Source organism: Halomonas cibimaris (genome assembly GCF_055379665.1).
This window is the reverse complement of record NZ_AP043828.1, coordinates 712,691-737,088: the sequence shown is the minus strand read 5'-3', so window position 1 is coordinate 737,088 and position 24,398 is coordinate 712,691. Positions and strand designations below refer to the sequence as shown.

The window sequence follows — 24,398 nt, the reverse complement described above, 5'->3', positions numbered from 1 at the left end:
TACAGTGGCCTCATGCATCGGTGTCGGACGCGCCGGTGGCGCTGTCGCGCGTGCGTTTGCGTGCGTTGATGGCTTGCCAGCGGCTTTCGAAGGTGGCGTCCACTTCGCCCTGTTCGCTGGTGATGCGGCAGTCGCCACGGGCCAGCTGGGCGTCGGGCTGGAGCTTCCAGCCGGCGGCGTCGAGCTCGTCACCCATGTGGTGAGCGACGAGCGCGTGGTCGTCGGGGTGTAGCCACAGCCGCTGCTGGCCTACCAGCGGCGGCTCGGTGTGCAGCAGTGCGCGTACGGTCTCCAGTACCTGCTCGGGCGAGGCGCTTAGCGCGTCGCCGGCCAGGTACTTGCCCGTGGACAGGGCAAGTTCAACCAGCGACTGCGCCACGCTGTCGTCAAGCTGGTCCAGCGCCTGGGTAAAGCGTCGCGCCAGGGGCTCAAGCGGGGCCAGCGTTTCCTTGAGCTGCTTTTCCAGCTCCTGCTGGGCCTGTTGGCGGCCTTCGCTTAGCCCCTGCTCCCGGCCTTCCTCTCGGCCACGCTCAAAGCCGGCTTTATAGCCGTCTTCTTCGGCCTGCTGGCGGAGTTTGGCGTATTCTTCCTGACGTTTTTCGGCTTCGCGCTGGCGCGCCTGTTCGGCGGCCTTGCGCGCTGCGGCCGCGCGGCGCTGCTGCTGGGAGGCGCCGGGCTGGGGGTCTTTGGCGCGCGTGGGCTGCTTGAGCTCGCCCATTTGCCAGCGCTGCCAGCTGCCGTCGCGGTCGAATTCGGCGCCGGGGCGATCAGACATAGGCGTCGTCTCCACCGGCCAGCACTACCTCGCCGGCGTCGGCAAGGCGGCGTACGATCTGCAGAATGGCTTTCTGTTCGGTTTCCACCTGAGAGACGCGGATCGGTCCGCGGGCTTCCATGTCTTCGCGAATCAGATCGGCGGCGCGCTGGGACATGTTGCGCAAAAACTTGTCCACCAGCACGTCTTCGGCGCCTTTGAGTGCGACCACCAGCGAGTTGGTCTCGACCTCTTGAAGCACCATTTGAATGGCGCGGTTGTCCAGGTCGAGCAGGTTTTCGAACAAAAACATTTCGTCGATGATTTTCTGCGCCAGATCTTCGCTGTGGGAGCGCACCGTCTCGATGGCGACTTCTTCCTGGGACGAGTTCATCAGGTTGAGAATTTCGGCGGCGGTGCGTACCCCGCCCATCTTGCTGCGCTTGAGGTTCTGGCCGTCGAGCATGCTGCTGAGTACCTCGGTCAATTCCTGCAGCGCGGCGGGCTGCACGCCGCTGAAGGTGGCAACGCGCAGCACCACGTCGTTGCGCAGCTTCTCGTCGAAAAGCTCCAAAACGTCGGCGGCCTGATGGCGCTCCAGGTGTACCAAAATGGTAGCGATGATCTGGGGGTGCTCGTCGCGGATCAGCTCGGCGACCATCGAGGCTTCCATCAGGTTCAGCGAGTCGATACCGGAGCTTTCGCCGGTGGTTTCGAGAATGTCTTCGATCAGGCTGGTCGCGCGTTCGCTGCCCAGCGCTTTGGTCAGCACCGAGCGAACATGGTCGCTGGAGTTGAGGTTGAGGGCGACAAAATCTTCGGTTTCCTTGTGAAAGGCTTCCAGCACGGCTTTCATATCTTCGTGGGATACCTGCTGGAGACGGGTCATCTCCAGGCTGATTTCCTGTACTTCGTTGGCCCCCATGTAACGAAAGACGTCAGCGGCGCTGTCTTCGTCCAGGGCGAGTAACAAAATGGCGCTCTTGCGGGCGCCGCTCATTGCTTCAACTGCGCTCATTGGGCGTTCATCCAGCTGCGAAGAATCATGGCGACCATGCGCGGATCTTCCTGGGCCATTTCGCGCAGATCGTTGAGGTTGTGTTCGTAAAGCGACGTTTTGCGCTTGCGCTTGGGTTTTTCGTACGAGCCGTCATCGGCCTCGCTGCCTTCGGCGGTGTCTGCGTCGCTGTCATCTTCGCCGACGCTTGTGCTCAGCGTAGCGCCGGGCGCGGATGCCATAGCCGGCGGCTGTGTGTAGCGCTTGATCAGCGGACGCAAAATCAGCAGGTAGAGCAGCAGCACCGCAAGACCGACCAGCAGGTAGCGGCCCAAGCTTGCCAGCAGGGTCAGCACGTCGCGCTGCTGCCACCAGGGCGTTACGGTTTCTTCCTCGACGACGTTGGCGAAGGGCGTGTTCACAACTTCGATGGCATCGCCGCGCACCGGTGTAAAGCCCATGGCCTGGCGTACCAGGCTTTTGATCTGGCTGACTTCTTCGTCGCTTAGAGCGACCTGTTGCCATTCGCCTTCCTCGTTTTGTTCGTCGCGGTAGTCCACCACCACCGCAGCGCTAAGGCGCTGCACCTGGCCCCGACGGTACTGTACGTGCTCAACGTTGCGGTCAACCTCGTAGTTGATGACGTCGTCCTGGTTGAGACGGCTGACCGAGCTGCTGTCCTCGCCTTCGCCCGCCTGGGCGTTGTTTGGCGGATTGTCCTGGCCGTCCTCTGCCGGCTCGTCGGCGGCGTTGATCGGTGAGATGGCCGCGCCCGGGGGCGTATTGCTCAAGGCGCCGGGAACGCCCGATGCCAGTGGGTCGTCGCCGTTAAGCGAGACGCTGAGCTGGCGGCTGCGCACGGCGGCCTGGTTGGGCGGCTGGTTGGGGCCGTAGGTTTCCGAGGTTTGCTCGCGCTGGGAGAAGTCGATCTGGGCGGCCACCTGGGCGCGCACGTTTTCGGCGCCGACAATCGGGGTCAGGATATTTTCGATGCGCTGCTGGTAGGAGCGCTCGACTTCGGCAATGTACTTGAGCTGCGAGCCGTCCAGGTCGCTGTTTTGGCCGGTATCGGCCGACAGCAAACGGCCGTTCTGGTTGACGACCGTGACGTCCTGGGCGGCCAGCTCGGGCACGCTGCTGGACACCATGTGCACCACGGCGCTGACCTGCCCCTGGCCCAGCACGCGGCCGGGCAGCAGCGTGAGTACCACCGAGGCCTTGGCCGGCTCGCGGTCACGGATGAACACCGACGGTTTGGCCATGGAAAGATGAACGCGGACCTCCTTGACCGGGCCCAGCGACTCGATGGAGCGGGCCAGCTCGCCTTCCAGACCGCGCTGGTAGTTGACCTGCTCGGCGAACTGGCTGATGCCGAAGGCTTGATCGTCAAGCAGCTCCAGCCCTACGTTGCCTCCCTGCGGCAGGCCCTGTTCGGCGAGCTGCAGGCGCAGGGTGTGTACTTTTTCGCCGGGCACCATCAGCGCCTGGCCGCCGTTGCTGAAGCGATAGGGCACGCCGCGACTGTCAAGCTCGGTAATGATGCGTCCGCCGTCGGCCTGATCGAGGTTGTTATACAGCACCCGGTAGTCGGGACTGCTGGCCCACATCAAAAGGGCCGCGACAACGGCAATGCTGGCCGCCCCGGCAATGAGCAGGGCAACCAGCGGGTTGCTGCGCAGCTGCTGTGTGATGCGCCCGGTCATTGACGCGGCGCTGTCGCTGCGGTTTGCGCCGCTTTGCGAGGCAGCGCTTGTGTTTTGACGGCCTGCCGTTGCACCGGTTTCGCTCATCCCACCCTCCGGGTAAGCAGACAAAACCGGCGATGGTCAAGGCGCATCACCGAAGAAAGCATAGGCTGTTATCCGTCAATCGCGATGGTCCGCAGGCGGGTGGACTCAGCGCATGAGTGCCACCGGTATAGCAGGCGGAGGCGTGATGAGCGCTATTATCCGGTGATCGACCTGCCCTGAAGGTAGGAAAAGCCCGGAGTTTTATACGCATTTGTTCGCATAAGGCTCATCGCGCCGATGGTAATGTTATGCCATTATTTCATTTTTTAGCGTTAAAGGCATGCCCATGACAACGCCCGCAATTCAATCCGCGCTACAGCAGATGCAAAGTTTGGCGAGTCAGGCCGGCCAGCGCCCTGAAACAGTCACCCAGCCCGGGGCCGCTGAGCAGCCGGGCAGCTTTGGCGGTGAGCTTGCAGCGTCGCTACAGCGTATTAACGACCTGCAGCAGACGGCGGCAAGCCAGGCCGAGGCGTTTCAACGCGGCGATTCCAACCTGGCGCTCAACGATGTCATGGTTGACATGCAAAAGGCCGGCGTCGCCTTTGAGATGGGGCTTCAGGTGCGCAACCGAATGGTATCGGCCTATCGCGACGTAATGAACATGCAGGTCTAGTACTACAGTCGTAACTGAATAAGCTACAATGCATGTGGTTGATATGGAAGCGATCACAGGGTGAAGGATGCAAGAACTGGATCTCTCTGTCTCAGCATTGTTGGATGACCTGGCAGATCGGTTAGGCCCGCTCTTTCCGCGTTCGGAAACGCGCGATCGCGCACTACGCTACCTCCAGGGTCTGCTTAGTCAGTGCGAACGTAAGAATAGCTGGCATCTTGCCGAGTGGCTCGGGGATGCCACCCCAGATGGGGTGCAGTACCTGTTGGATCGTGCCCGCTGGGATGCGGACGCAGCACGCGATATTCTCCGCCAATGGGTCATCGATACGCTGGGCTCGCCTGAGGGTGTCCTGGTCCTGGACGAGACCGGCTTTATCAAGAAAGGTCAGCACTCGGCCGGCGTGCAACGCCAGTACAGTGGCACCGCCGGCCGTATCGAAAATAGTCAGATCGGGGTCTTTCTTCTCTACGCTAGCCCGGCAGGGCATGCCTTCCTGGATCGCGCCCTGTACTTGCCCAAATCCTGGACACAGGACCGCGAGCGTTGTCGGCGTGCGGGCATCCCTGATGACGTCGAATTTGCCAGCAAACCCGAGCTCGCTCGCCGGATGCTGGAGCGCGCGATGGATCAGGACATACCGGCCGCCTGGGTGACGGGGGATAGCGTCTATGGCGGTAACCGCAGCCTGCGTCTGTGGCTGGAGGATCGCTCACAACCCTTTGTTTTAGAAGTGGCTTGCAACGAACCCTTGTGGTGGAAGAGTTTCCAGTACACGCGAGCCGACGAGATCGCGGCGGCACTGCCGGATGACGCATGGCAGACCCTATCCGCTGGCTCAGGCAGCAAGGGCGAACGCAGGTACGACTGGGCGTTGACGCCGCTGACAAGGCTGCAGCCTACGGAAGAGGCACGCCGCTGGGGCCATTATCTTCTGATCCGACGTAGCCTCTCGACACCGGATGAGTTGGCCTATTATGTGGTCCACGCGCCCAGGGACTGGGTATCGATAGAGACGCTGGTTCGAGTCGCGGGTCAGCGCTGGAAAATCGAGCAGGGTTTTCAGACGGCCAAGGGGGAATGCGGTCTGGATGAGTATGAGGTGAGGCGCTGGGCCAGTTGGCATCGCCACATTACTTTGTCGCTGCTCGCCCACGCCTTGCTGGTGGCGATACGGCAAGCGAGTCACCAGCAAAAAAAACTCGTACCGACAGGATTCAGTTGACACTCTCCGAGCTCAGGCGACTAATCGGGAGATGTCTATGGCAAGGACAACAGGCCCTGTCCCATGTGCTTCATTGGTCGGACTGGCGACGAAAGCACCAGTACCGGGCTTGGCAGTGCCACTGTCGGCAGCAGCAAGCCCGGATGGCAATGCATGAACGATCACGGCTGTAGTTACGACTGTAGTACTAGGCCCGGCGCCAAGCAGACTGTATGCCATTACCGGGTGCTGTGCTAGCCGCGCAGCGCCCTCTTTTGTGTACGGCGGTGTACGTAGCGGTGTACGGCTCTGCGCGCATGTACGCACAGCTTTGTACATGGCCTGCGTGCTGTATGACCGGCTATGCCCGGGAAGAGACGAGATTGCCCTGCCGCTCGTTCAGCCGTTCGGCGATACGCAGCACCTCTTCTGCCGGAATCTGGCGGATGAGCTCGCCTGATTCGCGATCGATCACGCGGGTGACAACGCGCTCGTCGCTCAGGTCGAACTCCAGGCCGTGCTGGCGCATAACGCTGTTGATGCGCTGCACGGGGTCGACCAGATCGGCGCTGCTGAGCGGCTGAGGTGCGGGGGGATGCGGGTGTGCGAAAGGTGCGCTATCCGCCGGTGGCAGCGCGCTCAATGCGCCTTTCAGGCGCTGTCGCGGGGCGGTGTCGTGAAGCGTTGGCGGTGAAGGCGTGCTTGACGCATCAATCCAGGGAGAATGCATGAGTCCTTCCTCTTGGCAGTGGCGCTGCAACGCTGCGTGTGTGGCCGTTTGATCGTCGCCGCGCCGTTTTTTCCTGTCTGGCAACCTGTAGCGTATCGGCAATGCCGCTAAAAAGCTTTAGTATAAAACGTTTTGTTTGACAAGATCGGGCGGTTTGCTTTAAGGCGCGCACAGGAGCAGGGCAATAATGGACGTGCAGAACACAGAGTACGAAACGGTAGGCGTGGCGAGAGAAATTGCACAGCTGCTTGAGGCGCTTATTGAAAGCGGCGGCACATCGCTGTGCCTTGCTGACGCCACCGCCGGGCCTGAGCCGATTGTGCTGCGAGAGCAGCATCCCGGGGAGGTGCTGGTCATGGACCTGTCGTCGGTTGAGCACTGGCTGCCCCGGCTGCAGGCAGGAGAGGCGTTTTACCTGCGTGGCCAGGTCCGGGGGCAGGTGGTACGCACGCCGCGGCTGGTACTAACCGAGGTCCGGTACGTGGGCGGGCGCTATCTATGCTGCAGCGACTATCCCACATCGCTTGGCGTGCTGCAGCGCCGTGAAGCGTTTCGCGCCGAGCTGCGCATGGGCATGAAAGTGACCGTGACGCTTCAGGGCGTCAATCACGCCGCCGTACAGGGCGATCTGCGCGATCTGTCCCAGAGCGGCTGCCAGCTGGAGCTGCCGCTAACGGCGAGCGGCATTCTTGCCGAGGCCCAGGACAGCCCGCTTGAGCTGACAATGACATTTCCGGACGGCACGCGTTTCGCCATTCATGGCGAAGTGCGACACCAGAAAACCGATCCCGATCAGCAGCTGCTGCGCGTCGGGCTGTGTTTTACGCAGTGCAGCGCCGAGCAAGAGCGCCAGATATGGTATTTCGTGTGTGAAATCGAGCGGGAATCCGCTCGCTATAGCAAGGAGGGCCAGGACGAGCGTCAGCCGTCGCCGCTGTTTGAAGCGCAAAAGCGCTCGGCGGAGGCGCATATCGGGCGGCGGCAGTTTGTCCACTATGCCACGCCCGTTGCCCGACGCCTGGCCAAGGTGGCCGCGTTTCTGGACGCGCAGATGCTGCTGCTGCAAAGCGGCAGCAACGTGGATTCCCGCCAGCTTTCCTACTACGCCGATCGCTTGCTGCGCCTTCACGAAGAAGACCGCGAGGCGCTGCTGTTCGCCACGCGCTGCATGACCCGTGAACCGCTGCTGGTGCGCCACAGCCTGGCGGTGGCGGTGCAGCTGTTGGATCTGGTCGGGGGCAGCATGCCGCCCGAGGTGCGCAAGGCCGTTGCGGCAAGCGCCATGGTGCACGATCTGGGCAAGGCGCTGGTGCCGCAGGTGCTGTTCCAGGCGGACCGCTTTGACGACTCGCACCGCCGCGCCTTGCAAGAGCACGTGCCGCTGATTATAGAGCGGCTGCGCGGCTGCCAGTGGCTTTCGGCAAGCGTCGCCCGGGCGATGATCGGCGGTATCAACGAGCGCATGGACGGCAGCGGCTATCCTGAAGGCGTGACCGGTGAGCAGCTCGGTGAGCTTGCGCGTGCCGCCGCCGTGGTGGATGTGGTCGAAGCCATGCGCCGTGATCGTGCTGATCGCCCGGCGCGTACCGTCCAGCAGGTCTATCGCCACCTGCTGCGCCAGCCGGCCCAGTTTGATCCGCGCTGGATCAAGCGTTACGTCGCCCACTTCAAGGTTCTGCCGGTGGGCTCGCTGGTGCGTTTTTCCAGCGAGCAGCTGGCCTGGGTGCTGCGCGTTGACGACCAGGGCAACCCGCTGGAAGTGCAGATAACTTCACACCCTGAGCCGCCCACAGCCAAAAATCTGCAAGAGCAGGTGCGCCAAAATCTGACAGAGCGGCTGGGCAAGCCGGTAAGCGAGGTGGCGGTATCAACCTGAAGGGCGAAAAGCGGCCAGGCGACTAAAGTCACGGCGCCGGCCGCCGATATTTTTTTTGCCGGCACGGCAATCTGCCGGCATCCGTATCGCCGCTGCACGCACGGGTGGCGAGTTGAACACAGAAGAGGCTACGTTTATGACTTATTCTCGCGGAGCGGCCGCCTACGGTAAGGGAGCCGATGCCTATGCGCGGGTCGGCGTGGAAAGCGGTGTGATGTCGGCAAGCCCGCACCAGCTGATTGTCATGCTGTTTGACGGTGCCCGCGCCTCGATTCGTGCGGCGCGTATTCACATGCAGTCGGGTAACGTTGTGGAAAAGGGCAAGTCCATTTCCAAGGCGCTGGACATCGTCAATAACGGGTTGATGGCAGCACTCGATCAAGAAAAGGGCGGTGAAATTGCCGAGCGGCTGGGAACGCTCTATGACTACATCGCCCGGCTGCTGCTGCAGGCCAACTTGCGCAATGACCAGGAAAGCCTGGACAGCGCGGAAAGCTTGCTGGATGAAATTGCGTCTGCGTGGCGTGACATCGGCCAGTCGCAGAGTGCATGAGGTTTCCATGAGCGCGCCGACTCATCCCCCGCGTGCCACCGCCCAGCAGGCGCTGCTGGACGCTTATGCAGCGCTTCTGGAAAGCGCCGCGCACATGCACGAGCTGGCCAGCGTCGGGCACTGGGCTGAACTGATCGATCAGCGCACCCATTACCTGATGCTTGTGGACAAGCTGCGTGATCTGGAAGCTACCGTGGCGCTGGACCCAAAGCACCAGGAGCGCAAGGCCGAGCTGCTGGAGCGTATACTGGACTACGACGCGCACACGCGCCGCCAGCTGGTCGCAAGGCGCGATGAACTTGGCCGCTTGATTGCCGTGTCGCAAAAAGAGCGGCGTCTGCATCGCGCGTACGGCCCGCAGCAGGGCAAAACCGATGCGTTTTACACACATCGTGAAGAAGACGACGCACCGAGGCCTCGGTGAGCACCATCACGCCGCTGATCGACACCCTCTTGCACCAGGTGCTGGGCAAAGGAGGCACGCCGGGACCCAAGGAGCTCAACCCGCCTGTACGGCCGGTTGATGCGGGGGAAGGGCCCGGCGCGCTGCGCAGCGACTCGCGCCTGGACGCCCGTGCCGATCCGCGCATCGGTAACGCCGGGCGGCTGCCGGCAGCGCCGGGTAGCGAGCGTGGCGCCGCACTTCCGTCGGGTACGCCCGGTTCCACGCAAACGCACTTCAGCCCCGCGGCGCGCAGCCTTGCCGATGTATTGATGCGCTTTCCCGCGCCGCCTTCTGCGCTGCGCCCCCAGGCGCCGCTTATGTCAGAAACCGAGGCTGCCTCCCCCCAGGTGCTGGCCCAGCGCCTGGAGGCCAGCGTGCGCGATAGCGGACTGTTTTACGAAGCCCATGTCAAACGCTGGTTTCAAGGTGATATGTCGCGCCAGCAGCTGCTGCGCGAGCCGCAGATGCAGCTCGGCGTGCGCGCGTTACCGGAGGCCACCGGCAGCCGGGCGCTGGCCGGCGCGGGTGCTGCCGTGATGCGTAATCCTGTGGCAGCCCAGCCGCCGCTGCTGTCGCTGCCGACCCCGGTGCCTTTTGCGCTGCCGGCCCAGGCCTCGACTACCCCCCAGGGCACGACCGGCAGCGCCGGTTTCATCACGCCGGGAAGTGTGCTGCTGCCAAGCTCGGCAACGGCCCATCAGGTTGCGGGTGCTGCGGCCGGGGCAGAAGGCGCTGACGTAGAAATAAACAGCACGCGCGATACGCAGGCCGCTGCGCATAGATCCCGAGATGTGGTACACGAAAGCCTTCAAGGGCTGGTGCGTCAGCAGTTGGAAATGCTGGTTACGCCGACCATTCGCTGGGAAGGTGACGTATGGGCCGGCATTTTCATGGCGCTGGCGATCACCGTGCCCGAGCGTCAGGCAAAGCAGGAAGAGCAAGGTGAAGAAGACAGCGGGGGCGGGGCTTCGTCACAGGAAAACTGGCAGACCGACCTTCGCCTGGAAGTGCCTGATCTGGGCGCGTTTGACGTGTCTTTGCGGCTGTATCGGCAAACGCTGAACGTGGATTTATCCACCGCTAGCCGGCATGTGCATGAGCGGCTGGAGCAGGGGCTGGGGCAGCTGGAAGCGCGGCTGTCTGCGCTGGCGCTGAAGCAGGTTAACGTGCAGGCGCGCTATTTGAGCGAGGATAGCGATGAGTGAAGAGCAGCGCCGCCGAGCCGTTGCGTTAGCGTATCAGGGCCAGGACAACGCGCCGCGCGTGGTGGCCAAGGGCTATGGCGAGCTTGCCGAGCGCATTATGTCTGAAGCCCAGCGTCAGGGCATTTATGTCCACGATGCCCCGGAGATCGTTGCCCTGTTGATGCAGCTCAATATCGACGAGGAGATACCCGCTAGCCTGTATCAGGTGATCGCAGAGCTTTTGGTCTGGGTTTTTGAGCTTTCCGGGGAGGATATTACGCCGTTACGTTGACACTCGGCGCCTCATACTTGCATTGTAGGCACTGTTTAAAAATGTAATGTGCAAAAAAGCGCAAAAAAACAACGCCAATATTTGCGCTAAACCGAAAGCGATGCCATGAGTCAAACGAGCTTTATTGATGAAATACAGGAAATGAACCTGGCCTATTTGCTGCTGGCACAGCGGCTGCTGGGAGAGGATCGTGAAGCCGGCATGTTCCGCTTGAAGGTAGACGCAGAGACGGCCGACCTGCTGCTTTCCCTCAACGCGCGCCAGCTCACGCAGCTGTCGCGCAGCAACCAGCTGCTGTGTCATTTTGCCAGCATTAGCGCCCAGCGCCTGCAACAGGTAACCCAGGATCCGCGCGATCAGGGATTATCCGGGCTGCATGCGGCGCTGCTGCTCGCCGATACCCCGTTTGAACGCCCGGATGAAAGGGCGCGTCGGTGAGCCAGAAAAGCCTGATGGATGAAATGCACCAGGTACAGCTGGCGATTGAGCTTATCGAGCTGGGCGCGCGGCTTCAGGTGCTTGAAACCGAAACCGAACTTAGCCGCACCCGACTGATCCGGCTGTACAAGGAAGTCCGCGGCACTTCGCCGCCCAAGGGGATGCTGCCTTTTTCCGCCGACTGGTTTATTACCTGGCTGCCCAATATCCACTCGTCGCTTTTTTATACGATGTATGTAAGCTTTATGGAGCAGACGTGCTGCGAGCGAATTGAAGCCTTTGTCAAAGCATATCGGCTCTACGACGAGCAAATGCAGCTGGAAAATGCCGAGCCGGTGCTGGGGCTCACCCGAGCATGGACGCTGGTGCGCTTTTTTGAAAGCGATATCCTGCAGCTGTCGACCTGCACACGCTGCGCCGGGCGCTTTGTCAGCCATGCGCATACCCCCACCCAAGACTACGTGTGCGGCATCTGCCAGCCGCCGTCTCGGGCCGGCAAGACGCGCAGGACCAAGGCAGAAAAAAACGCCGCCCGCCAGGATCAATCACTCAACAACGGTGCGGTACGGCCGACGCGATAAGATAGCCCGGCCCCACGCATAGCGCCGGCCGATGTGCGTCGCAGCGCCCGTTTACGATAAAGGCCAAAGGACTCCGCCCGTGATTCTGTTGCTAGGTTATTTCGTGGTAATGCTGTCGGTGTTTGGTGGCTATGTGCTTGCCGGCGGCAGCCTGGGGCCTATCTACCAGCCTCTGGAGCTTTTGATCATCGGCGGGGCCGGCGTAGGGGCTTTCATTGCGTCCAACAACGGCAAGGCCATCAAGGCCACGCTCAAGATTTTCCCCAAGCTGCGTCGCACCAAAAAGTACAACCGGGCCTTGTACATGGAGCTGATGGCGCTGCAGTTCAAACTGCTGTCGAAAATTCGCCGAGAAGGTATGCTGGGCATCGAGCGGGATATCGACAATCCCGAAGAAAGTGCGCTGTTCCAGGAGCACCCGGCGCTTTTGGCCGACTCGCACATTCTGAATTTTTTAACGGACTACCTGCGCCTGATGGTCAGCGGCGGCATGGAGCCCATGGAAATCGACGAGCTGATGCTCCACGAAATCGAAGGCTTCGAGCAGGAGGCGCACATTCCGATCGATGCCATTCACAAGGTGGGCGATGCCATGCCGGCGTTTGGCATCGTGGCGGCGGTGATGGGGGTGGTCAAGGCCTTGACCTATGCCGATGCCAGCGCCTCGCAAATGGGAGAAATGATTGCCCATGCCCTGGTGGGCACCTTTTTGGGTATTTTATTGGGCTACGGCTTTATCATGCCGGCCGCCAGCCACTTGGATCGTCAGGCCAAGGAAGCGGAAAAAATGCTGCAGTGCATCCGCGTGACGCTGCTGGCCAGCCTGCACGGCTACGCCCCGCAGATCGCCATTGAGTTCGGGCGTAAAGCGCTGCACATTGCAGAGCGGCCGACGTTTTCTGAGCTGGAAGACTATGTGCGCGAAGCCAAGAAAGCAGGCGGTGCATGAGCCAAGGGGAACAGCGGCGCCCGATTGTCATCCGGCGCAAGAAGGTGGTGCAGGGCCACCACGGCGGCGCCTGGAAGATCGCGCTGGCAGATTTCATGACCGCGCTGATGGCCTTGTTTCTGGTGATGTGGATACTGAGCACGGCAAGCAAAGAGCAGCGCCAGGGGGTTGCCGAATATTTCAGCACGCCGCTGGTTACCGCGATTACCGGTGGGGAGGGGTCGGGAAGCACCAGCCCGATTCCCGGCGGTGGGCCGGATCCCACCTACAGCGAAGGCGAGCGCGCGCGCATTGACAGCCTGCAGCGTTCGCGCCCAAGCGTTGAGGAAAGGCGTTTTTTTCGCAACGTGCAAGAGCGTATCGAGCGGGCAATCGCCGAGGACGAAGAGCTGCGTCAGATGCGCGACCAGATGCACTTTGATCTGACCCGTGAAGGCTTGCGTATTCAGCTTTTTGATACCGAGCAGCGGCCCATGTTCAAACTCGGCAGCGATCAGGTCGAGCCGTATATGCGCAATCTGCTGCGTACGATCGCGCCGCTGCTCAACGAGCTGCCCAATGATTTAAGCATCAGCGGCCATACTGACAGCGTCGCCTACGCCGGTAACTTCCGAGGCTACAGCAACTGGGAGCTGTCCAGCGAACGCGCCAACGCCTCACGGCGCGAACTGATTGCCGGCGGGCTGGACCCGGCTCAGCTGTTGCGCGTATCCGGCTTTGCCGATCGGGTCGTTTTACCGGATACCCAGCCCGATGATCCGGCCAATCGCCGGATCGAGCTTTTGGTCTTGCTGCCGGAGATTGCCCGGGCGATTCGTCGGCCGAACGTCATGACCGAGATGCCCTCACCGCTGCCGGGCAAAAAAACCGTAGCGCCAGCGGTAGAAAGCGAAACAGGTGTAGAGATCAACGTCCCGGCGGGCGTGATAGACGCCGTAGCAAAATAGACGCCGCAGCAAAGTAAGGCGGGTGCAGCGCACTTCAAGGTATACAACGACGAGCTGGCAAGGTGGGACGGCATGGATATAACCGATTTTTTCGATACGTTTTTTGAAGAGGCCGAAGAGCTGCTCGCCGACATGGAGCAGCACCTTTTGGCCCTGGATGTGGATAATCCGGACGGTGAGCAGCTCAACGCCATTTTTCGTGCCGCCCACTCGATCAAGGGCGGCGCGGGCACTTTTGGTTTTAGCGTGCTGCAAAAAACCACGCATATCTTCGAAAACCTGCTTGATCACGCGCGCCAAGGTGAGCTTGCGCTGCGTACCGACCTCGTTGATACGTTTTTAGAGGCCAAAGACATCATGCACGACCAGCTAAATGCCTATCGCAACGAGGAAGAGCCCGATCGCGAAACCTTTGAGCGCATCTGCCAGGCCTTGCAGCAAATTGCCCTGGAAGAAATGGGCAAAGAGCTTGAGGCCGCCGGCGCGCCCGCAGCGGCTGCGCCATCCGAGCCCGCGCCAGAGACGGCACCTGAAAAAGATACCGCTAACGCCTCGCCCGCCGACGACGAGAGCGAAGCCACGCTTAGCGTTGTGCTGCTGGGCGTAGACGAGAAAAATCGCGCGCTGCTGGTCGAAGAGCTAGCACAGCTGGGAACGGTGCTTGAACAGGCAGGCGATGATGCTCGCTACGAGGTGACGATCAGCACAACGACTGCGGCCGACGATATCGAAGCGGTCATGTGCTTTATCGTTGAGCCCGAACAGGTAGACATCACGCCCGCGGCGAGCTCTGCCTCAGCAGAGCAGGCGCTGCGCGTGCTGCTGCTGGGCGTTGACGAAAAAGACCGTGCGCTGCTGGTCGAAGAGCTGAATCAGTTGGGCACAATCGTGGAGCAGTCCGGAGACGAGGCGCGCTACGAGATCATTCTCCGCGGTTCGACCAGCGCAGACGATATCGAAGCGGTCATGTGCTTTATTGTTGAGCCGGGCCAAATCGATATAGCGCCCGCAGCGGACGATGAGCCGGAAAAAACCGCTGAGCCGGCCGTCGCCGCAGCGCCTGCCGCCCCGCAGGCGCCCGAGCAGCAGGCGGATACCCCGGCACAGCCGGAAAGCGCCGCGGCAGATACGCCCAAGGCGCCGCCGAAGCCCAAACCCAAACCCAAGCCCAAGTCCAAGCCGAAAAAGAAAAAGGCCGGCGCCGAGTCGTCCTCTATCCGCGTATCGGTGGACAAGGTCGACCAGATTATTAACCTGGTCGGCGAGCTGATTATCACCCAGTCGATGCTGGATCAGACGGTCAGCGATCTGGATGCTCAGGCCAACGATAACGGTGCACTGCAAAACGGCATGAACCTTTTGCAGCGCAATGCCCGCGATCTGCAGGAAGCGGTCATGTCGATCCGCATGATTCCCATGGAATTTGTCTTCAGCCGCTTTCCCCGAGTGGTGCGCGATACCGCCGGTAAGCTGGAAAAAGACATCGAACTGGTGACCGAAGGCAAGTCCACCGAGCTTGATAAAAGCCTGGTAGAGCGTATCACCGACCCGCTTACCCACCTGGTGCGCAACAGCCTCGATCACGGCATCGAAATGCCCGACGAACGCGAAGCGGCCGGCAAGCCGCGTACCGGCAGGCTAACGCTGGCGGCGCGGCATCAAGGGGGCAATATCCTGATTGAGGTCAAGGATGACGGTGCCGGCATGGATCGCGAGCGGCTGTTGGCCAAGGCCCGGGAAAACGGCCTCAACGTGTCCGATACCATGTCCGATGAAGACGTCTGGCAGCTGATCTTCGCCCCGGGTTTTTCCACGGCCAGCGAAGTGACCGACGTTTCCGGCCGCGGCGTGGGCATGGACGTGGTCAAGCGTAATATCCAGGGCATGGGCGGCCGTGTGGAAATTCAGTCGAAAAAGGGCGAAGGTACCAACACGCGTATCGTGCTGCCGCTGACCCTGGCGATTCTCGACGGCATGTCGATCAAGGTGGGCAGCGAAACGTTTATTCTCTCGCTTTCCGCCGTGCTGGAATCGCTGCAGCCGGCCCGGGAGGATATGTACGCCATGGCCGGCGACGACGTCGTGCTCAAGGTCCGCGACGAGTACCTGCCGGTGATCGCCATTCACGAAGTGCTTGACGTCAAGGATGCCATTACCGATCCGACCAAGAGCATTGCGGTGATCGTTCAGGGGGAAGGGCGGCGCTATGCCATGCTGGTCGACGAGCTGGTTGGCCAGCAGCAGGTGGTGGTCAAAAACCTGGAAGACAACTATCGCAAGGTTCAGGGCGTGTCCGCCGCGACGATTCTGGGTGACGGCAGCGTTGCCCTGATTCTTGACATTACCGGCCTGCATCGCCTGAGCCGCAAGCAGAAAGAAGCCGGCCGACATACCGGCGATTCCCCCACGGTCCTGTCCAAAAAGGAGGCTGAGCCGTCATGAGCCAAGCCAACAACGATGCGGTGCTCGCCGCTGCCGAAGCGGAAAACCGCGAGTTTCTGGTGTTTTCTTTGGGCGATGAAGAATATGCCATTGATATTCTCAAGGTGCAGGAAATTCGCGGCTATGAAAACGTCACCCGGATTGCCAACGCCCCGGACTTTATCAAGGGCGTGACCAACCTGCGCGGGGTCATCGTGCCCATTGTCGATCTGCGCATCAAATTCCGTCTGGAAAACGTCGAGTATGGCGGCCAGACCGTGGTGATCGTGGTCAACGTGGCCGATCGTATTGTCGGCATCGTGGTTGACAGCGTGTCTGATGTGATGACGCTGACCCCGGAGCAGATCAAGCCGGCGCCGGAATTCGGCGTGACGCTGTCCTCGGATTTCCTCAACGGCCTTGGCAGCCTTGACGATCGCATGCTGGTACTGGTGGATATCGACAAGCTGCTCACCAGCGAGGAAATGGCCCTGGTCGACAGCACCCAGGAATCGTAGCGTTGCCGATTCGGCACGCAAGCGCCGAAAAACAGGCGCCTGTCAGGCTAAAGGAGTCGTTTTGAGTGAATTTGCTGCCGGCACGGATACCGGTGTTAAGCGCAGCGGCGACTACGCCGCGCGCGATCTTATTCTCACCGATGCCGACTTTCGCTGCATTTGCGAGCTGATCTATCAGCGTGCCGGCATTGTGCTGGCAGAACACAAGCGCGAAATGGTCTACAGCCGTTTGGCCAAACGGCTGCGCCACCACGGCTTGACGCGTTTTAGCGACTATCTGGCGCGGCTCAAGCAGCAGCCGGAGGCGCGCGAGTGGCAGGCTTTTACCAACGCGCTGACCACAAACCTGACGGCCTTTTTTCGCGAGGCGCACCATTTTCCGCTGCTGGCCGAGCACGTACGCCAGGTGCGCGGGCCGGTCAAGATATGGTGCGCTGCCGCCTCCACCGGCGAGGAGCCTTATTCGCTGGCCATGACGCTGCAGGAAACCCTGGGCGCACAGGCCAGCCAGTCCCGCATTGTGGCCACCGACATCGATACCGATGCGCTCAAGCGAGCCCAGGCGGGGGTGTATCCGCTGGAGCAGGTGCGCAAGCTTGACCAGGCGCGCATGAAGCGCTTTTTCCAGCGCGGCACGGGGCGCCATGCCGGTTTTGCCCGGGTGCGCTCGGAGCTTTGCGCGATGGTGGAGTTCATGCCGTTGAATTTGCTGGCGCCGCGCTGGCCGCTGGACGGGCCTTTCGATGCCATTTTCTGTCGCAATATCATGATTTATTTCGACAAACAGACCCAGGCGGATATTCTTCGGCGCTTTGCGCCGCTGCTCAAGCCGGACGGGCTATTGTTTGCCGGCCATTCCGAAAACTTTTCCTACATCAGCCCCGAGTTCAAGCTGCGCGGGCAAACCGTTTATACCCTGGCAAAGTAGCATGAGATCGCCAGCAGGACGCGCTGGTGCGTCCGTCGTCCAGGTCACAGGAGGCGTGCCTTGAGCACAAAGAAAATAAAAGTCATCTGCGTTGACGACTCGGCGTTGATTCGGGATCTGCTCACCGAAATTATCAATGCCCAGCCGGACATGGAGGTGGTTGCCGTGGCGCCGCACCCGCTGGTGGCGCGCGATTTGATCAAGCAGCACAATCCCGACGTCATCACGCTGGACGTGGAAATGCCGCGCATGGACGGGTTGGATTTTCTCGAACGACTGATGCGCCTGCGGCCCATGCCGGTACTGATGGTGTCGTCGTTGACCCAGTCCGGCTCGGAAATCACCCTGAAAGCGCTGGAGCTTGGCGCGCTGGATTTCGTCGCCAAGCCCGGCCTGGGGATTCGCAGCGGCATGATGGAATATGCCGCCGAGATCGCCGAGAAGCTGCGCGCCGCGGCGCGCTCGCGGCCGCGCCAGGCACGCCACAAAAACACGCCGCCGAGAAAAGAGCTGAGTGCGCCGATGGTATCCAGCGAAAAACTGATCATCATCGGTGCTTCCACCGGCGGCACCGAAGCCATTCGGGCGGTGCTTGAACCCTTGCCGGCCAACGCGCCGGCAATTTTGATCACCCAGCACATGCCCGGCGGGTTTACCCGCTCGTTTGCCGAACGGCTCAACCGCCTGTGCCGGGTTACCGTCAAGGAGGCCACGGACGGCGAGCGGGTGCTGCCGGGTCATGCCTATATTGCCCCCGGTGATCAGCACCTGAAACTGGCGCGCAGCGGGGCGAACTATGTTGCCCGGCTTGATAGCGGCCCGCCGGTCAATCGGCATCGTCCATCGGTGGATGTGCTGTTTCGCTCGGCCGCCCAGCAGGCGGGAAAAAATGCGATCGGCGTGATTCTCACCGGCATGGGCAAAGACGGGGCTCAGGGACTGTTGGAAATGCGCCAGGCCGGTGCAGCGACGCTTGCGCAAAACGAAGCCTCCTGCGTGGTCTTTGGCATGCCGCGCGAAGCGATGGCCGCCGGCGCGGCCCAGGAGGTGCTGGCACTCGATGACATTCCCGGGCGCATGCTGTCGCTGGTCGCGGCCTCCGGCCATGCGCAGCGCGTCTAATCTGCCGCCAAGGAGAGCCTCATGGGTACGCTGCTACGCCGATTCCGTATTAGCCAAGTCATTAACGGGGTGATGCTGTGCTCCCTTGCGCTTGTGCTGCTTACAGCGGCTCTTGGCTGGATGGCAAGCCAGTCGGCCAACGATAGCCTGCTGGCGCTGAAAAGCTTTAACGCCGAACACGTAGAAGTTGTAAACCGCACAGGTGAGCAGATCGCCCGGGCCCGCGAGGTGCTGGCAAGCGGTGCCCCCTCGAACGCCGAGAGGGACGGGGCGCTGCGCCGGCTCGACGATGCCTCGCAGCAGCTTGCGGCGATCACCGGCGGCCGCGGAGCCAAAGTGGTGAGCGACTACCGGCAAAGGCGCGCCGACTTTGCCGTGGCAGGCATTGCCGTGCTTGCGCTGTCTTCGCTGCTGACGCTGCTTTTGTACCTGGGCATTCGCAAGGTGCTGGTTGTTCCCCTGCGCGAAGCCGTTGCCCGGCTGGAAGCCATCGCCCGGGCGGATCTGAGCGAAGACATCAAAGTGGACAGCCGCAACGAAATCGGCCAGCTCTTTGCTACCATGCGCCAGATGCAGACAAGTCTGGTCGGCATCGTGGGCAACGTTCGCGAGGGCAGCGGCAACATTCACGCCCGCTCCCAGGACATTGCCGGGGGCAACGCCGATCTGTCCTCGCGTACCGAAGAGCAGGCGGCCTCGCTGCAGCAGACCGCCTCAAGCATGGAAGAGCTGACGGCGACGGTGCGCCAGAACGCAGAAAACGCGCGCCAAGCCAACGGTTTGGCCCAGGAAGCGGCGCAAACCGCTGAACGCGGCGGTGCGGTGGTCGACGAAGTGGTCAAGACCATGCACGGCATCTCCCAAAGTTCTCGGCAGGTGGCCGATATTACCGGGCTGATCGACTCCATTGCCTTTCAAACCAACATTCTTGCGCTTAACGCCTCGGTCGAGGCCGCCCGTGCCGGCGAGCAAGGGCGCGGCTTTGCCGTCGTTGCCGCGGAAGTGCGCAACCTGGCAAGCCGCAGCGCCGATGCCGCAAGCGAAATCAAGACCTTGATTGACGCCTCGGTGACCCAGATAAATGAAGGGTCGACGCAGGTCGAACAGGCCGGCTCGACCATGGCCGATACGCTCACCTCGGTGCGCCGGGTAACCGACATCATGGATGAAATCTCCGCCGCCTCCCAGGAGCAAAGCGACGGTATCGAGCAGGTAAGCCAGGCCGTGGGGCAGATGGATCAGGTGACCCAGCAAAACGCCACGCTCGTCCAGCAGGCCTCCACCGCCGCCGAGGCGCTCAAGGAACAGGCCGGCCAGCTGCAAGACACCGTTGCGGTGTTTCGCCTGGCCGGCCAACAGGCGGGCTCGTCGCCGGGCGTGCGTTCGCCGGCGCTGCCGGCTGCGGCGAGCAGTGCCGTTCGGCCCACCTACGCGGGCGCATCGCGTAGCACACCGGCGCCGGCCAAGGATGAGCTGGACGACTGGGAAGAGTTTTAAAGAATTTTTGGGAAGAGTTTTAAAGAATTTTCATCCCTTTTTTTATGACAGGCAGCCGGCCCTGCCGGCAGCGCTGCACGCCATGAATACCAACTGTACGCAAGAGGAAACGCAATGGCCGACAAGAACATGAGTTTTCTGGTGATCGACGATTTTCCCACCATGCGCCGCATCGTGCGCAGCCTGCTCAAAGAGCTTGGCTTTACCAACGTGGAAGAAGCAGAAGACGGCCAGGATGCGCTGAACAAACTGCGGGCGGGCAATTTCGAGTTTGTCGTATCCGACTGGAACATGCCCAACCTGGACGGGCTGGAAATGCTCAAGGAAATTCGCCAGGACGATGCGCTTAAAGACTTGCCGGTGCTGATGGTAACGGCCGAGGCCAAAAAGGAAAACATTATCGCCGCCGCCCAGGCCGGAGCCAACGGCTACGTGGTCAAACCCTTTACCGCCGCCACGCTGGAAGAAAAGCTCAACAAGATTTTCGACAAGATGGGTAAATAAGCGGTGACACAGTGCGGGAAAGCAGGGAGACATGACCATGAGCCAGCATAAGCCGAGCGGTTTTGCCAAGCCGTCTGAAGAGGCCCCCGAAGAACTGATTCAGCGTATTGGCAAGCTGACGCGTATGCTCCACGAGAACATGCGCGAACTGGGCCTGGACAAAGAGGTGGAAAAGGCCGCCGAGGCCATTCCCGACGCTCGCGATCGCCTTCATTACGTAGCGGCGATGACCGAACAGGCCGCCGAGCGCTCGCTGAACGCCATCGATCGCGCCCAGCCTGTGCAAGACCGGCTCAGTGAAGCTGCCCAAAAGCTGGATGCCCGCTGGGATGCGTGGTTTCAGGCCCCGCAGGAGCTGGGCGATGCCAAGGCGCTGGTCAAAGACACCCGGGCGTACCTCGGTGAGGTGCCGGATATGACCGCCGCCACCCATAAAGAGCTGCTGGAAATCATGATGGCCCAGGACTTTCAGGACCTGACAGGCCAGGTGATCAAAAAGATGATGGACGTGATCCGCGCGATCGAACAGCAGCTCGTCCAGGTGCTCATCGACAGCATGCCCGAAGCCCAGGCACGGAAAACCCTGCAGCGCAAGGCCGAGGATCAGTGGAAAAGCGACAGTGCACGACGCGACGACGAGCTTTTGAACGGCCCGCAAGTCAAGGATGATGTGCCCGACGTCGTATCCGACCAGGATCAGGTCGACGACCTGCTCGACAATCTGGGATTTTAACCCTGCCGGGCGCGGGGCGTTTTACACCAGCAGGCAGCCATGGCAGATAGCGACAGCGACGAGGAAAAAACCGAAGAGGCCACGCCCCGACGAGAAGAAAAGGCGCGCGAAGAAGGTCAGGTACCCCGCTCCCGGGAGCTGACCACGTTTTTGATGCTGCTCGGCGGCGTTATCGGCCTTGCCGGCATGGGGCCTGCGCTCTACGACCAGCTGGGCGCGATCATGGAGCAGGCGTTTGTGTTTGACCGCCGCCAGGCGCTGGAAACCACCCCCATGCTGGTGGTCGCGCTGAATGCCGGCAAGCAGATGCTGTTTTCCATGCTGCCGCTGTTTTTGCTGCTGACCGTCATCGCACTGGTGGCACCGGCGCTTTTGGGCGGCTGGCTGATATCGGCCAAGTCCATGCAGCCGAAAATCTCCAAGCTCAACCCGCTTTCGGGGATCAAGCGCATGTTTGCCCTGCAGGCGCTGATCGAGCTGGCCAAGGCGCTGGCCAAGTCGGTATTGGTGGGCAGCGTAGTGGCGGCGTTTTTGTACTTCAATATCGGCAAGTTTCTTTCCTTGATGGACCTGCCGGTGCGCCAGGGCCTGGCCACCGCGCTCATGATGGCCGCTCAGGCGGCGGGGCTGATGGTGCTGTCGCTGATCGTGGTGATTCTTATCGACGTGCCGTTCCAGCTCTACAGCCACGCCAAAAAGCTGCGTATGAGCAAAGACGAGGTCAAGCGCGAGCACAAGGAATCCGAAGGCGACCCCCAGGTCAAGGGCCGCATTCGCCAGCAGCAGCAGGCCATGGCCCGCGGACGCATGATGAGTCAGGTGCCCGAGGCCGATGTGGTCATCACCAACCCGACCCACTACGCCGTCGCGCTGAAATACCAGGAAGGGCAGATGGGCGCTCCCCGGCTGGTGGCCAAAGGCGCCGATGCCGTGGCCGCCAAGATACGCGAGGTGGGTGAAGACGCCCGTATTCCCCGCCTGGAGGCCGCACCGCTGGCCCGGGCGCTGTACCATCACGTGGATCTGGACGCGGAAATTCCTGCCCAGCTGTACACCGCCGTGGCCGAAGTCATGGCCTGGGCGTATCGCCTGAAGCACGCGTCAGACCAAGGAGGCGAGGTGCCCCCGACCCCGAGCAATCTTCCGGTACCCCCGGAAATGGACAGCCGCCAGGCCGGCGGTGAGGCAGCCTCATGAAAAGCATGACCCAGCTGTTTAACCAGCGTGGCTGGATGGGCGATGTGCGCATGAAGCTGCTCGCCGGGCCGCTTTTGATCCTGATGATTCTGGGCATGATGATTCTGCCCCTGCCGCCTTTCATCCTGGATCTGCTGTTTACCTTCAATATCGCGCTGGCGGTTCTGGTTCTGCTGGTCAGCATGTTTGCGGAAAAGCCGCTGGATTTTGCCGCCTTTCCCGCCGTTTTGCTGTTTACCACGCTGTTGCGGCTGTCGCTTAACGTCGCCTCTACCCGCGTGGTGCTGATGAAAGGCCATGAGGGGGGCGATGCGGCGGGGAAGGTCATCGAAGCCTTCGGTACGTTTCTGGTCGGCGGCAACTTTGCCGTGGGCCTGGTGGTGTTTTTGATTCTGGTGGTGATCAACTTCATGGTCATTACCAAAGGTGCGGGACGTATTGCCGAAGTCGGCGCGCGCTTTATGCTCGACGCCATGCCCGGCAAGCAGATGGCCATCGACGCCGACTTGAACGCCGGGCTGATCGGCGAAGAAGATGCCAAAAAGCGCCGTGAAGAAGTCGCTCAGGAAGCCGACTTCTACGGCTCCATGGACGGCGCCAGCAAGTTCGTCCGCGGCGACGCCATGGCCGGGCTGGTGATCATGGTGGTCAACGTCATCGGCGGGCTTTTGATCGGCATGCTCCAGCACGGCATGAGCTTTGCCGATGCCGGCCAGACCTATACCCTGCTGACCATCGGCGACGGCCTGGTCGCGCAGATTCCGGCGTTGGTGATCTCTACCGCCGCCGGCGTTACGGTTTCTCGGGTCAACACCGATCAGGACGTCGGCCAGCAGATGATGAGCCAGCTGTTCGTCAACCCGCAGGTGATGATTCTGGCCGCCGTTGTCATGGGCCTGCTGGGCGTGATTCCCGGCATGCCCAACCTGGTGTTTATCATCTTCACCCTGCTGCTGGCGGGGCTGGCGTGGTTTTTGATCCGCCGCCGGGACCAGCAGCTGGTCGAACAGGACATGGCAGCCGAGCCGCCGCCGGCGGCGCAGGAAGCCCCGGAAGCCAGCTGGGATGACGTGCAGCTGGTAGACACCCTGGGGCTTGAAGTGGGCCACCGGCTGATTCCGCTGGTGGACGCTCGCCAGCAGGGCGAGCTTTTGGGGCGTATTAAAAGCGTGCGCAAGAAGTTCGCCCAGGACGTTGGGTTTTTGCCGCCGGTGGTCCACATCCGCGATAATCTGGAGCTTGACCCCAACGCCTATGTGCTAACGCTCAAGGGGGCGGAAATCGGCCGCGCCGAGGCCCAGCCGGGCAAATGGCTGGCGATTGATCCGGGCCAGGTGTCCGGCGAGCTGCAGGGCACGGCCACCCAGGACCCGGCGTTCGGCCTGCCGGCGGTATGGATTGACAGCGGCCAGCGCGAACACGCCCAGGTATACGGCTATACCGTGGTGGACGCCAGCACCGTGATTGCCACTCACCTCAACCACCTGCTGCATCGCCATTCGCCGGAAATGCTCGGCCGTCAGGAAGTGCAAAAGCTGCTCGACAAGCTTGGCGAAGAGCAAAAGGCGCTGGTCGAGGAAGTCGTGCCCAAGGCCATTTCGCTCACCGTGCTGCAGCGCATCTTGCAAAACCTGCTGGATGAAGACGTCTCCATCCGCGATATGCGCACCGTGCTGGATACCCTGGCCGAATACGCGCCCCAGCAGCAGGACGTCGGCGAGCTGACCTCGCTTGTGCGCGTGGCGCTGGGCCGGGCGATTACCCAGCAGTGGTTTGCCGGCCAGGAGACGCTCAACGTCATGGGGCTGGACGGCCAGCTGGAGCAGATCCTGCTGCAGGCCATGAGCGGCAACGGCGCCATGGAGCCGGGGCTTGCGGATACCCTGATGAATCAGGCCGAGCAGGCCCTGGGCCGCCACGAAAACGCCGGCGAGCCGCCGGTGCTGGTCGTGCAGCACTCGCTGCGCGCGGTGCTTGCGCGCTTCTTGCGCCGCCGGCTGCGCCAGCTGGTGGTGATGTCCCAGGCGGAAATTCCTGATGACCGCACCCTGCGCGTGGTTACTATAGTGGGCGGGCAGTAGCCGCGGCGGTCGTGCGTATACTGCAACACGTTACCCAGGCA

At 61.7% G+C, this 24,398-nt stretch carries 24 protein-coding genes; 20 read left to right on the top strand and 4 right to left on the bottom strand.

Features of this window, described 5'->3' with window-relative positions:
* Positions 1-10 precede the first annotated feature (10 nt).
* From ACZ415_RS03365 to fliF, 3 genes are read right to left on the bottom strand one after another with little or no spacing between them, the layout of a single operon-like run.
* Positions 11-775, bottom strand: a complete 765-nt coding sequence (locus ACZ415_RS03365; protein ID WP_344701230.1) for a flagellar assembly protein FliH — start codon at positions 773-775, stop codon at positions 11-13.
* Positions 768-1,772, bottom strand: a complete 1,005-nt coding sequence (fliG, locus tag ACZ415_RS03360; RefSeq protein ID WP_344701228.1) for a flagellar motor switch protein FliG — start codon at positions 1,770-1,772, stop codon at positions 768-770. The genes ACZ415_RS03365 and fliG overlap by 8 nt, the downstream gene beginning before the upstream one ends.
* Positions 1,769-3,541 (bottom strand): flagellar basal-body MS-ring/collar protein FliF, encoded by a 1,773-nt coding sequence (gene fliF, locus ACZ415_RS03355; protein ID WP_344701226.1) that lies wholly within the window; start codon positions 3,539-3,541, stop codon positions 1,769-1,771. The genes fliG and fliF overlap by 4 nt, the downstream gene beginning before the upstream one ends.
* A gap of 286 nt (positions 3,542-3,827) precedes the next feature.
* On the opposite strand from fliF, the gene fliE reads away from it, so the two are divergent.
* Together fliE and ACZ415_RS03345 are read left to right on the top strand one after the other, a co-directional pair.
* Complete coding sequence (gene fliE, locus ACZ415_RS03350; protein WP_344701224.1) at positions 3,828-4,157, top strand: flagellar hook-basal body complex protein FliE; 330 nt, start codon at positions 3,828-3,830, stop codon at positions 4,155-4,157.
* 67 nt (positions 4,158-4,224) lie between these two features.
* Positions 4,225-5,382, top strand: coding sequence for an IS701 family transposase (locus ACZ415_RS03345; protein WP_311882712.1), 1,158 nt, complete (start codon positions 4,225-4,227; stop codon positions 5,380-5,382).
* A 340-nt stretch (positions 5,383-5,722) separates the two neighbouring features.
* Here the strand turns inward: ACZ415_RS03345 and ACZ415_RS03340 are convergent, their stop codons facing one another.
* Complete coding sequence (locus tag ACZ415_RS03340) at positions 5,723-6,091, bottom strand: flagellar protein FlaG (RefSeq protein ID WP_344703816.1); 369 nt, start codon at positions 6,089-6,091, stop codon at positions 5,723-5,725.
* 187 nt (positions 6,092-6,278) lie between these two features.
* On the opposite strand from ACZ415_RS03340, the gene ACZ415_RS03335 reads away from it, so the two are divergent.
* From ACZ415_RS03335 to flhA, 18 genes are all read left to right on the top strand, one after another.
* A complete protein-coding gene (locus ACZ415_RS03335; protein ID WP_344703814.1) occupies positions 6,279-7,967 on the top strand; it encodes an HD domain-containing phosphohydrolase in 1,689 nt (562 codons plus the stop codon).
* 136 nt (positions 7,968-8,103) lie between these two features.
* Positions 8,104-8,520 (top strand): flagellar export chaperone FliS, encoded by a 417-nt coding sequence (fliS, locus tag ACZ415_RS03330; RefSeq protein WP_344703812.1) that lies wholly within the window; start codon positions 8,104-8,106, stop codon positions 8,518-8,520.
* A 7-nt stretch (positions 8,521-8,527) separates the two neighbouring features.
* The gene (locus ACZ415_RS03325; protein ID WP_344703810.1) at positions 8,528-8,944 is read left to right on the top strand and encodes a flagellar protein FliT; all 417 of its coding nucleotides are present in this window, start codon (positions 8,528-8,530) and stop codon (positions 8,942-8,944) included.
* On the top strand, positions 8,941-10,170 hold the full coding sequence (gene fliK, locus ACZ415_RS03320) for a flagellar hook-length control protein FliK (protein WP_344703808.1): 1,230 nt from the start codon (positions 8,941-8,943) through the stop codon (positions 10,168-10,170). The genes ACZ415_RS03325 and fliK overlap by 4 nt, the downstream gene beginning before the upstream one ends.
* The gene (locus ACZ415_RS03315; RefSeq protein WP_344703806.1) at positions 10,163-10,441 is read left to right on the top strand and encodes an EscU/YscU/HrcU family type III secretion system export apparatus switch protein; all 279 of its coding nucleotides are present in this window, start codon (positions 10,163-10,165) and stop codon (positions 10,439-10,441) included. The genes fliK and ACZ415_RS03315 overlap by 8 nt, the downstream gene beginning before the upstream one ends.
* A 105-nt stretch (positions 10,442-10,546) precedes the next feature.
* A complete protein-coding gene (gene flhD / locus ACZ415_RS03310; protein ID WP_344703804.1) occupies positions 10,547-10,879 on the top strand; it encodes a flagellar transcriptional regulator FlhD in 333 nt (110 codons plus the stop codon).
* The gene (flhC, locus tag ACZ415_RS03305; RefSeq protein WP_344703802.1) at positions 10,876-11,460 is read left to right on the top strand and encodes a flagellar transcriptional regulator FlhC; all 585 of its coding nucleotides are present in this window, start codon (positions 10,876-10,878) and stop codon (positions 11,458-11,460) included. Before flhD ends, flhC begins: the two co-directional genes overlap by 4 nt.
* A gap of 79 nt (positions 11,461-11,539) precedes the next feature.
* A complete protein-coding gene (gene motA, locus ACZ415_RS03300) occupies positions 11,540-12,409 on the top strand; it encodes a flagellar motor stator protein MotA (RefSeq protein WP_344703800.1) in 870 nt (289 codons plus the stop codon).
* The gene (gene motB, locus ACZ415_RS03295; RefSeq protein WP_344703798.1) at positions 12,406-13,356 is read left to right on the top strand and encodes a flagellar motor protein MotB; all 951 of its coding nucleotides are present in this window, start codon (positions 12,406-12,408) and stop codon (positions 13,354-13,356) included. Before motA ends, motB begins: the two co-directional genes overlap by 4 nt.
* A 72-nt stretch (positions 13,357-13,428) precedes the next feature.
* Positions 13,429-15,798 carry a chemotaxis protein CheW gene (locus tag ACZ415_RS03290; RefSeq protein ID WP_344703796.1) on the top strand — a complete coding sequence of 790 codons (2,370 nt, stop codon included), beginning with the start codon at positions 13,429-13,431 and terminating at the stop codon, positions 15,796-15,798.
* Positions 15,795-16,295 carry a chemotaxis protein CheW gene (cheW, locus tag ACZ415_RS03285; RefSeq protein WP_344703794.1) on the top strand — a complete coding sequence of 167 codons (501 nt, stop codon included), beginning with the start codon at positions 15,795-15,797 and terminating at the stop codon, positions 16,293-16,295. The genes ACZ415_RS03290 and cheW overlap by 4 nt, the downstream gene beginning before the upstream one ends.
* Before the next feature lie 61 nt (positions 16,296-16,356).
* Complete coding sequence (gene cheR, locus ACZ415_RS03280) at positions 16,357-17,223, top strand: protein-glutamate O-methyltransferase CheR (RefSeq protein WP_344703792.1); 867 nt, start codon at positions 16,357-16,359, stop codon at positions 17,221-17,223.
* A gap of 60 nt (positions 17,224-17,283) precedes the next feature.
* On the top strand, positions 17,284-18,345 hold the full coding sequence (locus ACZ415_RS03275; protein ID WP_344703790.1) for a protein-glutamate methylesterase/protein-glutamine glutaminase: 1,062 nt from the start codon (positions 17,284-17,286) through the stop codon (positions 18,343-18,345).
* Between the two features lie 21 nt (positions 18,346-18,366).
* Entirely contained in the window at positions 18,367-19,842 is a 1,476-nt protein-coding gene (locus ACZ415_RS03270) for a methyl-accepting chemotaxis protein (protein WP_344703788.1), read from the top strand.
* A gap of 114 nt (positions 19,843-19,956) precedes the next feature.
* Positions 19,957-20,346, top strand: a complete 390-nt coding sequence (cheY, locus tag ACZ415_RS03265; RefSeq protein ID WP_344703786.1) for a chemotaxis response regulator CheY — start codon at positions 19,957-19,959, stop codon at positions 20,344-20,346.
* Between the two features lie 37 nt (positions 20,347-20,383).
* Positions 20,384-21,079, top strand: a complete 696-nt coding sequence (cheZ, locus tag ACZ415_RS03260) for a protein phosphatase CheZ (RefSeq protein ID WP_344703784.1) — start codon at positions 20,384-20,386, stop codon at positions 21,077-21,079.
* Positions 21,080-21,118: 39 nt separating this feature from the next.
* Entirely contained in the window at positions 21,119-22,276 is a 1,158-nt protein-coding gene (gene flhB, locus ACZ415_RS03255) for a flagellar biosynthesis protein FlhB (protein WP_344703782.1), read from the top strand.
* Positions 22,273-24,357 carry a flagellar biosynthesis protein FlhA gene (flhA, locus tag ACZ415_RS03250; protein WP_344703780.1) on the top strand — a complete coding sequence of 695 codons (2,085 nt, stop codon included), beginning with the start codon at positions 22,273-22,275 and terminating at the stop codon, positions 24,355-24,357. The genes flhB and flhA overlap by 4 nt, the downstream gene beginning before the upstream one ends.
* The last annotated feature ends 41 nt before the right edge of the window (positions 24,358-24,398 follow it).

Coding starts and splice junctions, on each gene's coding strand:
- ACZ415_RS03365 (WP_344701230.1), bottom strand. CDS start 775: ATGTCTGATCGCCCCGGCGCCGAATTCGACCGCGACGGCAGCTGGCAG.
- fliG (WP_344701228.1), bottom strand. CDS start 1,772: ATGAGCGCAGTTGAAGCAATGAGCGGCGCCCGCAAGAGCGCCATTTTG.
- fliF (WP_344701226.1), bottom strand. CDS start 3,541: ATGAGCGAAACCGGTGCAACGGCAGGCCGTCAAAACACAAGCGCTGCC.
- fliE (WP_344701224.1), top strand. CDS start 3,828: ATGACAACGCCCGCAATTCAATCCGCGCTACAGCAGATGCAAAGTTTG.
- ACZ415_RS03345 (WP_311882712.1), top strand. CDS start 4,225: ATGCAAGAACTGGATCTCTCTGTCTCAGCATTGTTGGATGACCTGGCA.
- ACZ415_RS03340 (WP_344703816.1), bottom strand. CDS start 6,091: ATGCATTCTCCCTGGATTGATGCGTCAAGCACGCCTTCACCGCCAACG.
- ACZ415_RS03335 (WP_344703814.1), top strand. CDS start 6,279: ATGGACGTGCAGAACACAGAGTACGAAACGGTAGGCGTGGCGAGAGAA.
- fliS (WP_344703812.1), top strand. CDS start 8,104: ATGACTTATTCTCGCGGAGCGGCCGCCTACGGTAAGGGAGCCGATGCC.
- ACZ415_RS03325 (WP_344703810.1), top strand. CDS start 8,528: ATGAGCGCGCCGACTCATCCCCCGCGTGCCACCGCCCAGCAGGCGCTG.
- ACZ415_RS03315 (WP_344703806.1), top strand. CDS start 10,163: ATGAGTGAAGAGCAGCGCCGCCGAGCCGTTGCGTTAGCGTATCAGGGC.
- flhD (WP_344703804.1), top strand. CDS start 10,547: ATGAGTCAAACGAGCTTTATTGATGAAATACAGGAAATGAACCTGGCC.
- motB (WP_344703798.1), top strand. CDS start 12,406: ATGAGCCAAGGGGAACAGCGGCGCCCGATTGTCATCCGGCGCAAGAAG.
- ACZ415_RS03290 (WP_344703796.1), top strand. CDS start 13,429: ATGGATATAACCGATTTTTTCGATACGTTTTTTGAAGAGGCCGAAGAG.
- cheW (WP_344703794.1), top strand. CDS start 15,795: ATGAGCCAAGCCAACAACGATGCGGTGCTCGCCGCTGCCGAAGCGGAA.
- ACZ415_RS03270 (WP_344703788.1), top strand. CDS start 18,367: ATGGGTACGCTGCTACGCCGATTCCGTATTAGCCAAGTCATTAACGGG.
- cheY (WP_344703786.1), top strand. CDS start 19,957: ATGGCCGACAAGAACATGAGTTTTCTGGTGATCGACGATTTTCCCACC.
- cheZ (WP_344703784.1), top strand. CDS start 20,384: ATGAGCCAGCATAAGCCGAGCGGTTTTGCCAAGCCGTCTGAAGAGGCC.
- flhB (WP_344703782.1), top strand. CDS start 21,119: ATGGCAGATAGCGACAGCGACGAGGAAAAAACCGAAGAGGCCACGCCC.
- flhA (WP_344703780.1), top strand. CDS start 22,273: ATGAAAAGCATGACCCAGCTGTTTAACCAGCGTGGCTGGATGGGCGAT.